10 protein-coding genes are annotated in these 12401 nt (G+C 66.2%); 6 read left to right on the plus strand and 4 right to left on the minus strand.

Annotated elements, in window-relative coordinates; all coding sequences use genetic code 11:
- The first annotated feature begins 19 nt into the window (after positions 1-19).
- From J6U32_RS07160 to J6U32_RS07170, 3 genes are all read left to right on the plus strand, one after another.
- Positions 20-1534, plus strand: coding sequence for a Na+/H+ antiporter NhaC family protein (locus J6U32_RS07160; protein WP_208794271.1), 1515 nt, complete (start codon positions 20-22; stop codon positions 1532-1534).
- A 56-nt stretch (positions 1535-1590) separates the two neighbouring features.
- On the plus strand, positions 1591-3033 hold the full coding sequence (locus J6U32_RS07165) for a basic amino acid/polyamine antiporter (protein ID WP_244332897.1): 1443 nt from the start codon (positions 1591-1593) through the stop codon (positions 3031-3033).
- 63 nt (positions 3034-3096) lie between these two features.
- On the plus strand, positions 3097-4344 hold the full coding sequence (locus J6U32_RS07170) for an arginine deiminase (protein ID WP_208794275.1): 1248 nt from the start codon (positions 3097-3099) through the stop codon (positions 4342-4344).
- A gap of 2 nt (positions 4345-4346) precedes the next feature.
- On the opposite strand, the gene J6U32_RS07175 is transcribed toward J6U32_RS07170, so the two are convergent.
- The 4 genes from J6U32_RS07175 to ramB are packed head-to-tail and all read right to left on the minus strand — an operon-like array spanning position 4347 to position 8574.
- The gene (locus tag J6U32_RS07175) at positions 4347-4994 is read right to left on the minus strand and encodes a response regulator (RefSeq protein ID WP_244332665.1); all 648 of its coding nucleotides are present in this window, start codon (positions 4992-4994) and stop codon (positions 4347-4349) included.
- Position 4995: 1 nt separating this feature from the next.
- Entirely contained in the window at positions 4996-5226 is a 231-nt protein-coding gene (locus J6U32_RS27275; RefSeq protein ID WP_244332667.1) for a hypothetical protein, read from the minus strand.
- A 60-nt stretch (positions 5227-5286) separates the two neighbouring features.
- Positions 5287-7092: a histidine kinase gene (locus J6U32_RS07180; protein WP_244332669.1), complete on the minus strand. Its 1806-nt coding sequence runs from the start codon at positions 7090-7092 to the stop codon at positions 5287-5289.
- A gap of 45 nt (positions 7093-7137) precedes the next feature.
- A complete protein-coding gene (gene ramB, locus J6U32_RS07185) occupies positions 7138-8574 on the minus strand; it encodes an acetate metabolism transcriptional regulator RamB (protein WP_208794279.1) in 1437 nt (478 codons plus the stop codon).
- A 126-nt stretch (positions 8575-8700) separates the two neighbouring features.
- On the opposite strand from ramB, the gene J6U32_RS07190 reads away from it, so the two are divergent.
- From J6U32_RS07190 to J6U32_RS07200, 3 genes are all read left to right on the plus strand, one after another.
- Complete coding sequence (locus J6U32_RS07190; protein WP_208794280.1) at positions 8701-9465, plus strand: hypothetical protein; 765 nt, start codon at positions 8701-8703, stop codon at positions 9463-9465.
- A gap of 494 nt (positions 9466-9959) precedes the next feature.
- Positions 9960-11246, plus strand: a complete 1287-nt coding sequence (gene aceA / locus J6U32_RS07195; RefSeq protein ID WP_208794281.1) for an isocitrate lyase — start codon at positions 9960-9962, stop codon at positions 11244-11246.
- Between the two features lie 184 nt (positions 11247-11430).
- Complete coding sequence (locus tag J6U32_RS07200) at positions 11431-12315, plus strand: 3-hydroxybutyryl-CoA dehydrogenase (protein ID WP_208794282.1); 885 nt, start codon at positions 11431-11433, stop codon at positions 12313-12315.
- Positions 12316-12401: the final 86 nt, after the last annotated feature.

Genomic DNA, 12401 nt, shown 5'->3' on the forward strand with positions numbered 1-12401 from the left:
GGTCTCGGAGAGGGCGCGTATGGACGACGACGGGCAACGATCCGAACCCGACGAGCCCAACGGCCAGGCCGCACCCACCAGGGAACCCAGCGTCGCCGACGCCGTCGTGCCGATGCTCGCACTGGCCGTGTTGATCGCCGGATCGCTGGCGCTCTTCGGACTCGACGCACTTGACGGTCCGATCCAGGTTGCGCTGATATTCGCGTGTGCCGTCGCCGCACTCATCGCGCTGAAGAACGGCCATCCGTGGTCGCAGGTGCAGGTTGCCGGGCAGGGCGCGCTGTCATCGGTGAGTAGTGCCATCTTCATCCTGCTCGCCGTGGGTGCGTTGATCGGGACGTGGAATCTGTCCGGCACCATCCCAACCCTCGTCTACTACGGCATCCAGGTACTCGCCCCCGGATACTTCTACATCGCCACCGCCGTCATCTGCGGCATCGTCGCGATGTCCATCGGGAGTTCGTGGACCACCGTCGGCACGATCGGGGTCGGGCTGGTCGGCATCGCCACGTTGCTGGGTGTGTCGGCGGCGATCACGGCCGGCGCCGTCATCTCCGGCGCCTACCTCGGTGACAAGCTGTCGCCGTTGTCGGAGACCACGATCCTCACCGCGCAGATGGTCAAGGTCGACCTCTACACCCACATCCGCTCGCAGGCATGGTCGTCGCTGCCGGCTTTCAGGCTCGCGTGTGTGGTCTTCATGATCCTCGGGATCGCCGGACCAGCGGTCACCGCGACTCCCGGCGAGGAGGTCGAACTGGCCAAACTCGACCAGATCTACTGGATCAGCCCGGTGAATCTGATTCCGCTGTTGGTGCTCGTGGTGATGTCCGCGCGCAAGGTCCCCGCGTCGCTGGCTCTGCTGAGCGCGGCCCTGGTGGCCGGAGTGCTTGCGCCATTCACCCAGGCGTCGCTGGTTCGCGAGTTCGTCGGAGACATCGGCGGGTCGCCGAACGTGGTTGTCGGTGCGATGCAGGCCATCTGGAAGGTGATGGCCAACGGACTCACTGTCAACACCGGAATCGCCGACATCGACCGTCTGGTGTCGCGAGGCGGCATGGACAGCATGTTGTTCACGATCTGGCTCATCATCGGTGCGGTCACCTTCGGTGCGCTTCTCGAGCATTTCGGACTCATCAATCGCCTCATCGTGCCCGCCATCGCCGCGGCTCGAACCCGTGGCCGCCTGTATCTGACGGTGTTCGCAACCGCATTCGGGCTGAATCTCGTCGCCGGGGATCAATACATCGCGCTCGTCCTGCCCAGCCGCATCTACCGCGCCGAGTTCGGCAGACGTGGGTTGGCACCGCAGAACCTCTCGCGATTGTGCGCCGACAGCGCGACGGTGACCTCCCCGCTGGTGCCCTGGAACTCGTGCGGTGCATTCATGGGTGCGGTCCTCGGGGTTGCCACGCTGTCGTATCTCCCCTTCGCGTTGTTCTGCATCTTCAGCCCGCTGCTCAGCATCGTGTACGGCTTCACCGGATTCAAGATCGTCCACCAGCCCACCATCGGAACGGAGACCTCCGCGTGAGCCAGAACGCAACCAGCGAGCAGAGCAGCAAGGTCAACCTGCCAACGCTGACGGCGATGGTCGTCGGTTCGATGGTCGGATCGGGGGTCTTCCTGCTGCCCCGCAGATTCGGCACCGAAACCGGGGTATTCGGCGCGATCATCGCGTGGGCCATTGCCGGAACCGGAATGCTGATGCTGGCGTTCTGTTTTCAGCGCCTTGCCACCCGCAAGCCGGAGCTCGACGCAGGGATCTACGCCTACGCCAAGGCCGGCTTCGGCAACTACGTCGGCTTCGCGTCGGCATTCGGCTTCTGGGCGTCGGCATGCGCAGGCAACTGCTCTTACTGGGTGCTCATCATGACGACAACCAGCGCGTTGTTCCCCGGGTTGGGAGACGGCACAACGGTTGCGGCCGTGCTCATCTCGTCGGTGTGCGTCTGGTTGTTCTTTGTGCTCATCAGCCGTGGCGTGCAGCAGGCGGCAATCATCAACCGTATTGCTACCATCGCCAAGATCGTCCCGCTGGTGGTCTTCATCGTATTGGCGCTGATCATGTTCGACGCCGGTTACTTCGCCGACAACTTCTGGGGCGGAAACGGAATCGATGTCGGTTCGCTGTGGGACCAGGTCACCGGAACGATGCTGATCACGGTGTTCGTGTTCCTCGGAATCGAAGGCGCCAGCGTCTATTCGCGATTCGCCAGGAAGCGTGAAGATGTCGGAAAGGCAACCGTTTTCGGGTTTCTCGGGGTACTGGGGGTATTCGCGCTGGTGACGCTTGTCTCCTACGGCTCCATGCCGCAGGGTGAGTTGGCCTCGATCGATCAGCCATCGGTGGCCTCGGTGCTCGCGCACCTGGTCGGGGAGTGGGGCTCGATCTTCATCCGCATCGGGGTCGTCGTGTCGGTGCTCGGCGCCTATCTTGCGTGGACTCTGATGGCCGCCGAGATCTTGTTCATCCCCGCGCGCGCCAAGGACATGCCCGCTTTCCTCGGCCGCGAGAACAAGTCGGGTGCACCGATCTTCGCGCTCGTTTTCGCCACCGGGCTGGTGCAGATCCTGTTGATCGTCGTGCTGTTCGTCGACGACGGGCTGGACTTCATGCTCGACCTGACCTCTGCGCTGGCGTTGCTGCCCTATCTGCTCGCCGCCGCATTCATGCTGAAACTGACCGTGACCCGCGAGACCTACGAGTCCGGGGGATCGCGGACCTCCGACATGATCATCGCGTGTGTCGCGGTCGTCTACACGGCGTTCCTGGTGTGGGCGGCCGGCCTGGACAAACTCTTGTTGTCCTGCATTCTGTACGCGGTGGGAACCGTTCTGTACGTGCTCGCGCGACGCGAACAACGACTGCGGATCTTCACTCGTGTCGAGGCGATGGTCTTCGGGGTGGTCCTGGTGGGCGCAATCGGCGGGATCATCTATCTGGCAACGGGTTCGGAGGACATCCACGAACACCCCGACCATGAGCGTCACGCGACCTACGTCGAGGGCGCCGACCAGCCCGCGCATTGACGCCGCCCGGATCGGCGTCGTCCCCGATTGTCCCGATTCTGCTGTGAGAAAGGAATTGTTCCGATGGCCAACGCTTCTGCTGCCTATGGTGTTCACTCCGAGGTGGGGCGCCTGCACAAGGTCCTGGTGTGCGCCCCTGGGCTTGCCCACGAACGCTTGACCCCCACCAACGCCGACGACCTGCTCTTCGACGACGTGCTGTGGGTGCAGAATGCCAAGCGCGACCACTTCGACTTCATGACGAAGATGCGTGACCGGGGTGTCGAGGTGGTCGAACTGCATAATCTGTTGGCCGAGACGATGGAGGACCACGCCGCGCGCGCGTGGTTGCTGGACCGCAAGATCGTCGCCAACGAGGTCGGTCTCGGACTCGTGGCACAGACTCGCGGCTATCTCGACGAACTACCCGCCAGGGAGCTGGCGGTTCTGCTGATCGGCGGGATGTCGACCCGGGACCTGCCGTCGGACCTGCGCTCGGACTACATTGCACTGGCGCGTGAGGAGACCGGTCCCGCCGAGTATCTGATGCCGCCACTGCCCAACACGCTCTATACCCGTGACACCACGTGCTGGATCTACGGCGGCGTTACCCTGAACCCGCTGTACTGGCCTGCGCGCCATGACGAGACGCTGCTGATGAAGGCCATCTACCGGTTCCATCCCGACTTCGTCGGCGCAACCGTGTGGTGGGGTGACCCGGAGAAGTACTGGGGCGCAGCGACGATCGAGGGTGGTGATGTTCTCGTCCCGGGCAACGGCGTGGTGCTCATCGGTATGAGCGAACGCACCTCGCGGCAGGCGGTCACCCAGGTTGCCGCGGAGTTGTTCGCCAATGGCGCTGCCGAGAAGGTCATCGTCGCCGGGATGCCCAAGTTGCGGGCCGCGATGCACCTCGACACGGTGTTCACCTTCGCCGATCGTGACGTGGTGAGTGTGTACCCGAAGATCGTGAACTCCATCGATACGTTCACGTTGCGGCCCAACGATTCCGGCATCGGCATCGATGTCACCACCGAGGACCGGCCGTTCGTGGAGGTGGTCGAGAAGGCACTGGGGTTGGACCGGTTGCGCGTGGTGGAGGCCGGAGGTACGGAGTACGCGTCCGAACGGCAACAATGGGATTCGGGTAACAACCTCGTCGCCGTCGAGCCGGGAGTCGTGTTCGCCTACGACCGCAACACCCATACCAACGCGCTGCTGCGCAAGGAGGGCGTCGAGGTGATCACCATCGTCGGTGCCGAACTCGGACGTGGACGCGGCGGTGGGCATTGCATGACCTGCCCGATCATCCGGGATCCGTTGCCCGCCTGAGATCAGCGGTCGGCGTCGGCGGAGGATTCGCGGGGGATGAATCCGTCGGCGACGCCGGCCGCGTACAGCTCGGACTTGGTCCGCGCGTGCAGCCCGGCCCGGTCATACTTGGCCCGGACACGATCGATGTACTGCTTCGCCGTACTCGGCGCCACCCCCATGCGGCGGGCGACACTGTCGAGTTTGAGCCCGCAGGCATAGAGCTGCAGTGCACGAACCTCCTGGTCGGACAGCGCAGGACGGTCGGAGGCGGTGTCGTCGATGAACGCCCGGGCCAGCAGCGGGCTCGTCGCCGGCTCGCCCCGACAGGCCGCGCGCACCGCGGCGAGCAGATCCACGATGCCTTCGTTCTTGCCCACCACGCCGCACACGCCGGGCGCCACCAGGCGACGTACGTGTCGGGGACTGCCGAGCGCGGAGACAACCAGGACCGGGGTTCCCGCGGCGATGATCCGGGCGACGCTGTCGGCGTCGACCAGGCCGGCCGGTCCGAGATCCAGGTCGACGATCACCAGGTCAAGGTCAGTGCGTTCGATGACGTCATCGAGACTGTCTGTGCTGCAGACGATCTCGTGGCCCTCTCGCGAGAGCTGAGCGGCCATCGATTCACGGACGAGTTCGTGGTCGTCGACCAGGGCCATCACCGGCATCTCACACCCGCTGTTCCAGAACACCATCGGGGACGCCGGGTGCGACGACGGTCAGGCTCGGGCCGTCCTCATCGTCGAAGAAGCCCATCGACACCGCATCGTGCGGTGCCGACTCGATGATCACCCGCGCCACGACCTCCCGAGCCCGTGCGGCGGTGCGTTCGTCCACATCAGCGGCGGCGATGATCGACAGGCGCACCTCGTGCGGACGGGCGATCGCGATGAGATCCACCAGAAGCCGCGTCAGAATCGGTGCGGCGGTGGGTAATCCGGCGATGCAGCGCAGGTACCCTTATTCGCGCTCGGCGTCGGCCCGGACGCTCGCGTGCTCGGTGGCAGCGGGGTCGGCGGCGATCCGGCGCAGGAGTGCGGCGGCGGCGATCAGCGTGTCACCCACACCGTCGGCGCGCAACGCCTCGGTGGCCGCCGCCTGATCACGGGCCATGCGGATGGACCGCATTCGCATCTGCCGGTGGTCGATGGCCCGTGACATGGTCACCAGGCGGTGGCGGAGCCAGACGACGGCAGCCACGACCAGCACGTCGGCGACGAGCAGCACCGGCGCGGAGGATGCACAGCCCTGTGGCCCGAGAAGGGTGAGGAGCGTGGTCGCGGCGACGACCATCGCGATGACCGGTCCGACGACGCGAACGCGCCCGTCCACCAGGATCACCACCACGCACAGGGTCGCCGCGGCGTCGCCGGACCAGCCGACGATCGACGTGGTACCGCAGGTGGTGGGCATGCCGTTCGTGCCGACGAGAACAGCTGAGGCGGTCACCGTTGCGCCAATGATCGCCAGGACCGGTGATGACAGTCGACCGGACCGTGCCGCGGTGCCGATGACCGCGACCAGACATGCCGCGGTGAGTGTCCAGACGAGGATCGCGGTCGACACCGCGCCCGGCGGGGTGCCGCGGCGGTCGACGACGAACGTGATGATCGAGATCAGGGCGAACTGCGTGAGCATGATGGCCGATACCGAAGCGGCAAGAGGTCCGGTGCTCGCGACGAGAGTGCCGGCCTGTGAGCCCGGCCGATCGACCTCGGGGGTGATCGTGACCGAGGTGCCGGTGCCGGCGCGGGTGTTCACCGTGATCGCGACGCCGGTGTGGGCGGCGCGTGCGTCCATCGATGTGCGAAGCGCCCGGGGGTCTGCGCAGCCCACACCGTCGTCGTCGACGTGCACCGCGGTCGAATCGGGTGTCGACCACACGCGGGCCACAGGCACCTGTGCGTGTTTGGCGACGTTGGTGAGCGCCTCGCGGATCAGTGCGAGAATCTCCGAGCGGCGCGACGGTGGTTGACCGGCGAGGAATGCGTCGACGGGGGCCCGGTCGGCGATCAGCACCCGCACGCCAAGGGCCGCGGCGTCCTCGCGGCCCGTGAGGCGTCCTCGCGCGATGGCTCCCAACGTGTTGATGACCGTGTCGTGGAGAAGCCGTGAACGCCGGGCCGCGAGCCGGGTCTCGTCGAGTGCGCGGTCGGCGTCGAGGCCGGCGCGCGCGGCGCGGTCGGAGAGCAGGGCCACCCGCCGCAGCGACGCGGCGATCACCGCGGCGGCCGCGGCGCCACACAACGCGTAGACGGGTGTCGCGAGCTGATACCTCAGAACCGTTGTGGTTGCGGGTAGCAGCGCCGCGGTGCAGGCCGTCGCCGCCAGAGTGGTCGCTGCCGCAGCTGCCAGTGCTCGACGAGCAGGCAAGACGAGAGCGGCGCCGATGCCGAACATGATGCACGCGTCGACCACAGCGCGAAGGTGTGCGGTGTCGGGAACCGTGGTGGTGGCTGCGATCGCCACCACCAACCCCATCCAGCTCAGCAGGGCGGCGCCGGGACGCGCGTGCCCTCGTATCGCGAGAACACCCACCACGAGATGAATCGCGTAGCCGCACCACAGTCCGACGTGATCGTCGGCACCGTGCCGGATGGACAAGGGGACGAGTGGGGCCGCAACGGCCATGCCCAGCGCGAGACGGATGAGGGCCGAGTCGACCCCTGCGGCCATCGAGGTCGTGCGGTGGGGGTCGGCACGGCGCCAGATGACGTCCCGGAGCGGCCCGGCCGCCCGCGTGTCGACCGCTCCACCGCTGCGCACGTGATCATTATGCGGGGCAGGCCCCGCCGACGCCCGGGACTTTGGTCATATGTTCATATACGGCGAGACGGTGCTCCCGTGCTCGTTGACCCGCAGACGCGTGCCCAGCGAGGGGAAGGCACGTTGTGCGCAGTGTTGGCGCTCGCACACACGGCATCCGGCGCCGATCGGGGTGATCCGCGCTTGCGGGCCGATCTCGAGCCCGTCGGAGTAGATGACGCGCGCAGCATGTCGTAGCTCGCACCCCATGCCGATCGCGAAGGTCTTACCGGGTTGGCCGAAGCGTGCCGCCCGGCGCTCCACGGTCCGCGCGATCCAGAAATACTCACGGCCGTCGGGCATCTCGGCGATCTGGGTGAGGATCTTGCCCGGTGATCCGAACGTCTCGTACACATTCCACAGCGGGCAGGTGCCCCCGGAGGAGGAGAAGTGGAATCCGGTGGCGGACTGGCGTTTCGACATGTTTCCGGCCCGGTCGACGCGCACGAACGACCACGGGATGCCCCGCAGATTGGGTCGCTGCAACGTCGAGAGCCGGTGACAGATCGTCTCGTAGGAGACCGCGTAGAACGCCGAGAGCCGTTCGATGTCGTACCGGAAATCCTCGGCCGCACCGTGGAACTGGCTGTAGGGCAACAGGGTTGAGGCCGCGAAGTAGTTGGCCAAGCCGTACCGGCCCAGCGAGCGGGCCTCGTCGCTGGTGAAGGTGCCGGCCTCGACGAGCTCGTCGATGAGATCACCGAATTCGAGCAGCGCCAATTCGGTCGCGAGCTTGAAGGCGCGCTGCCCCGACGACAGCGCTGCCGACACCTCCAGTCGGCGGGTGTCCGGGTCGAACCGGTGCAGCACATAGTCACCCAGGTCCACGCGGCGGACGACGGTGACCCCGTGACGCTTCTCCAGGCGATCGATGATCTCGCGGCGCACATCACCGGAGTGCATGCGCATCCGGGTGGTCATCTCCTCTGCGGCGACGTCGAGTTCGTGAATGTAGTTGCGGCGCTGGTAGAAGTAGTCGCGCACCTCCTCGTGTGGTGCGGTGATCGCGCCACGCATCGATCCGTCGCCGCGCTCGTCGGTCGCCGCGGCGAGCTGATCGGAGGAATTTCGGTAGCGCCGATACAGCGTGACCATCGCGTTCGCGATGTCGGGGTGTCCGGCGACCATCGCGCTGATCTCCTGCGGATCGAGCGCGGTGTCGGTGGCCTCGACATCGTCGTCGAGCAGCACCTCCCGCAGCTCGGCGACGAGGCGGACGTCGTCCTGGGAGTCGAAGAATCCGGCGTCGACGCCGAAGGTCTCGGTGATCCGGGCGAGCACCTTGGCGGTGAGTGGCCGCGCATCGTGCTCGATCTGGTTGAGATAGGACGGGGAGATCTCGAGGGTCTGGGCCAGCGCGACCTGCGAGAGGCCGCGCTCGGAACGCAGTTGGCGCAGGCGTGAACCTACGTAGGTTCGCGCACCCGCATAGGTCTTGGTCACCGCACACCTCCGCTGCTCACCATCGCCGGGACCCCCGGCCGATGCGCCCGATCCCGGGGGAGTCGATGAGCTTCAGGGTACGGTGACGGCGTGCGGGTAGGGCGCGCTCATCGGCGCAGGGGGAGGATGGCGGGGCCGGCGGCGGTGTTGCTGGGCCTCGTCGCGACGGTGACCGTGGCGTGTGGGCATGCGCCGACGACCGTCCCCGATCTGGCGGCCGTACCTGCCGACCTGCTGCTCGACCCGTCGACGTTGCCGGTCGGATTCACCGCCACCGAGTTGTCGGTGTCCCAGCTCGTCGACGCCAACTCCACGCAACTCAAGGCGGCCGACGCCACCGAGGTCACTCCGCAGCAGTGCCGGCCCACCGCCGATGCGAAGCTCAATCCGACCCTGACCGAGGCGAATTCGGCGGTGCTGGCCGCGCAGGCCTCCTTCGGGGGGCTCGTCGAGCTGGTGACCAACGAGATGCGTGACATCGGCGCCGACGTGGCCGCCATGACCGGTGCCTGTGCGCGCACGCAGACGATGATCACGACGGGCAATCTCGCCGGGACGGGCATCGTCACCGTGCATTCCGAGATGGCCGCACCCGAACTCGGCAAGGACGTCGAGAAGGTCGAACAGATGCTGCTCGTGAAGTCGGCGACCACGACCACCTTGGCGGATCGGTCGGTCCGTACCCGTATCGACTACGTGGGCTACGCGATCGTCGCCCGCCCGGGCGGGGCCGCTCCGGTCTCGGTGAGTCTCACGGTGTCCGGTGACCCGACCGATGCCGTCGCGCCACCCGCAGCGCCACCCGCCGCCCAGCCCCCGCTCGCCGAACAGGACTTCGTGACGCTGTTCGGCAGTGCGCTGTCGGTGGCCACGGCGGGCCGTAAGAGCTGACGACGGCGTCGCGCCGGGGCGTTCTGCGGTATCCCGCCGGCGAGAGCCTTTTCGATTTCGTGTGAAGGTCGTCACACCCGCGCGGCCGCGCGAGGCCGGCTGGCGCGCTCGCTGGTCGTCGGCCCTCGCATCGAGGGCGACGTTGAGATCGCCGAAAATCCCAGTACGCGCGTACTTTTTTATGAGATGGGCGCGACCTTCACACGCCGCCTTTTGCAGAATTTGCAAAACCGAGGGGAATCGTGGCCAGTGTTCACACCACAAACCTCACTGGACCTGCGGCTTTGCCCTGTGGCACTCTTGGTTGCAGACACAACCGGATCGCTTCGGCGAGTTCGCAAAAGTGACGGCGGCCCGTGGGTCGCGGCCATCGATTGCCTCACTCACCGAATCCGGGCGTCTGTCAGCAAGGGATTTCGGCTCTGGCTCCAGGCACGGGCCGCACCACCATCGGTCACGTCGGGCCGAGTAGTACAACGAAAGCGAAGTGGCTAATGAGCAACGTCGGAAAGCCCCGTACCGCCGCGGAGATCCAGCAGGACTGGGACACCAACCCGCGCTGGAAGGGCATCACCCGCGAATACACCGCCGAACAGGTCGTCGAGCTGCAGGGCTCGGTCGTCGAGGACCCCACCCTGGCCCGGCGTGGCGCCGAGATCCTCTGGGAGGGTGTCAACGGCGACAACTACATCAACGCGCTCGGTGCCCTCACCGGCAACATGGCCGTTCAGCAGGTGCGCGCCGGACTCAAGGCCATCTACCTCTCCGGCTGGCAGGTCGCCGGTGACGCGAACCTCTCCGGTCACACCTACCCCGACCAGTCGCTCTACCCGGCCAACTCGGTCCCGTCGGTCGTGCGTCGCATCAACAACGCGCTGCTGCGCGCCGATGAGATCGCCAAGGTCGAGGGCGACACCTCCGTCGACAACTGGGTCGTGCCGATCGTCGCCGACGGCGAGGCAGGCTTCGGTGGCGCGCTCAACGTCTACGAGCTGCAGAAGGCCATGATCGCCGCGGGTGCCGCCGGTACCCACTGGGAGGATCAGCTCGCCTCGGAGAAGAAGTGCGGCCACCTCGGTGGCAAGGTGCTCATCCCCACCCAGCAGCACATCCGCACCCTGACCTCGGCTCGCCTGGCCGCCGACGTCGCCGGCGCGCCGACCGTCGTCATCGCCCGTACCGATGCCGAGGCCGCCACCCTGATCACCTCCGACGTGGACGACCGCGACAAGCCGTTCCTCGACGGCACTCGCACCGCGGAAGGCTTCTACGGCGTGAAGAAGGGCATCGAGCCCTGCATCGCCCGTGCCAAGGCCTACGCCCCGTACTCCGACCTGATCTGGATGGAGACCGGCAAGCCCGACCTGGAGCTGGCCCGCAAGTTCGCCGAGGCCGTCAAGAGCGAGTTCCCGGACCAGCTGCTGGCCTACAACTGCTCGCCGTCGTTCAACTGGAAGCAGCACCTCGACGACGCGACCATCGCGAAGTTCCAGAACGAGCTCGGCGCAATGGGCTTCAAGTTCCAGTTCATCACGCTGGCCGGCTTCCACGCCCTCAACTACTCGATGTTCGATCTGGCCTACGGTTACGCCCGCAACCAGATGAGCGCCTATGTCGAGCTGCAGGAGCGCGAGTTCGCCGCCGAGGAGCGCGGTTACACCGCCACCAAGCATCAGCGTGAGGTCGGCGCCGGCTACTTCGACAAGATCGCCACCACCGTCGATCCCAACACCTCGACCGCAGCCCTCAAGGGCTCGACCGAGGAAGGTCAGTTCCACTAGGACTCGACTGTCCGCGATTGTGCGTACCAGACAGGCGGCCCGCGACTCACGTTGCGGGCCGCCTGTTCCTGTACGGACGGGGTGTGGTCGCCCGCCCAGGAGTCACGGGCCGTCGCCGAAGTTCGTTGTCGTGTAACGACATCGAGTGCTGGGTTCTTATCGATCTGTCGCTAGGAGTGCTGCAATGTCCGGTGAGATCATCTCGCGCGTGGGTGTCGTCGGCGCGGGACAGATGGGTGCCGGGATCGCCGAGGTGTGCGCCCGTGCCAACGCCGACGTCCTGGTCTACGAGGCGACTCGGGAACTGACCAGTGCCGGGCGGTCGCGCATCCTGCGCTCCCTCGACCGCGGTGTGTCGAGCGGCAAGCTCACCGAGCGCGAACGTGAACAAGCTTCGTACCGACTACGGTTCACCTCCGATCTCGGGGATTTCGCCGATCGGCAGATCGTGTGCGAGGCGATCGTCGAGGACGAACTGGTCAAGACCCAGGTCTTCGCGCAACTCGACAAGGTCGTCACCGATCCCGATGCGGTGCTCGCCTCCAATACGTCGTCGATCCCGATCATGAAGCTGGGCATGGCAACCCACTGCGCCGGACGGGTGATCGGCATGCACTTCTTCAACCCGGTGCCGGTACTGCCGCTCGTCGAACTGGTCACCACATTGGAGACCGCGACCGAGGTGAGCGAGCGCGCCGAGACCTTTGCCCACGACGTGTTGGGCAAACAGGTGATCCGATCGGCCGATCGCTCCGGGTTCGTCGTCAATGCGCTGCTCGTGCCGTATCTGTTGTCGGCGATCCGGATGGTCGACACCGGTTTCGCGACAGTGGAAGACATCGACAAGGGCATGGTGCTCGGTTGTGCGCACCCGATGGGGCCGATGCGGCTGGCCGACCTCGTCGGCCTCGATACCGTCAAGGCGATCGCCGATTCGATGTACGACGAGTTCAAGGAACCGCTCTACGCGCCGCCACCGCTGTTGTTGCGCATGGTCGAGGCAGGTCGGATCGGCAAGAAGGCCGGGCGTGGTTTCTACTCCTACCCCGAAGGAATCGCCGACGCGTAGCGCTGCGGGCGTCGTTTGCTATGACCGTGCTAACAAAGCGCTTGCAATTGCTAGCGAAGCGTGGATACTGGTAGATGGAAGCGCCG

Origin of the sequence: Gordonia polyisoprenivorans, from assembly GCF_017654315.1 — a bacterium.
GTDB lineage: Bacteria > Actinomycetota > Actinomycetes > Mycobacteriales > Mycobacteriaceae > Gordonia > Gordonia polyisoprenivorans_A.

Coding starts and splice junctions, on each gene's coding strand:
- J6U32_RS07160 (WP_208794271.1), top strand. CDS start 20: ATGGACGACGACGGGCAACGATCCGAACCCGACGAGCCCAACGGCCAG.
- J6U32_RS07165 (WP_244332897.1), top strand. CDS start 1,591: ATGGTCGTCGGTTCGATGGTCGGATCGGGGGTCTTCCTGCTGCCCCGC.
- J6U32_RS07170 (WP_208794275.1), top strand. CDS start 3,097: ATGGCCAACGCTTCTGCTGCCTATGGTGTTCACTCCGAGGTGGGGCGC.
- J6U32_RS07175 (WP_244332665.1), bottom strand. CDS start 4,994: ATGCCGGTGATGGCCCTGGTCGACGACCACGAACTCGTCCGTGAATCG.
- J6U32_RS07190 (WP_208794280.1), top strand. CDS start 8,701: ATGGCGGGGCCGGCGGCGGTGTTGCTGGGCCTCGTCGCGACGGTGACC.
- aceA (WP_208794281.1), top strand. CDS start 9,960: ATGAGCAACGTCGGAAAGCCCCGTACCGCCGCGGAGATCCAGCAGGAC.
- J6U32_RS07200 (WP_208794282.1), top strand. CDS start 11,431: ATGTCCGGTGAGATCATCTCGCGCGTGGGTGTCGTCGGCGCGGGACAG.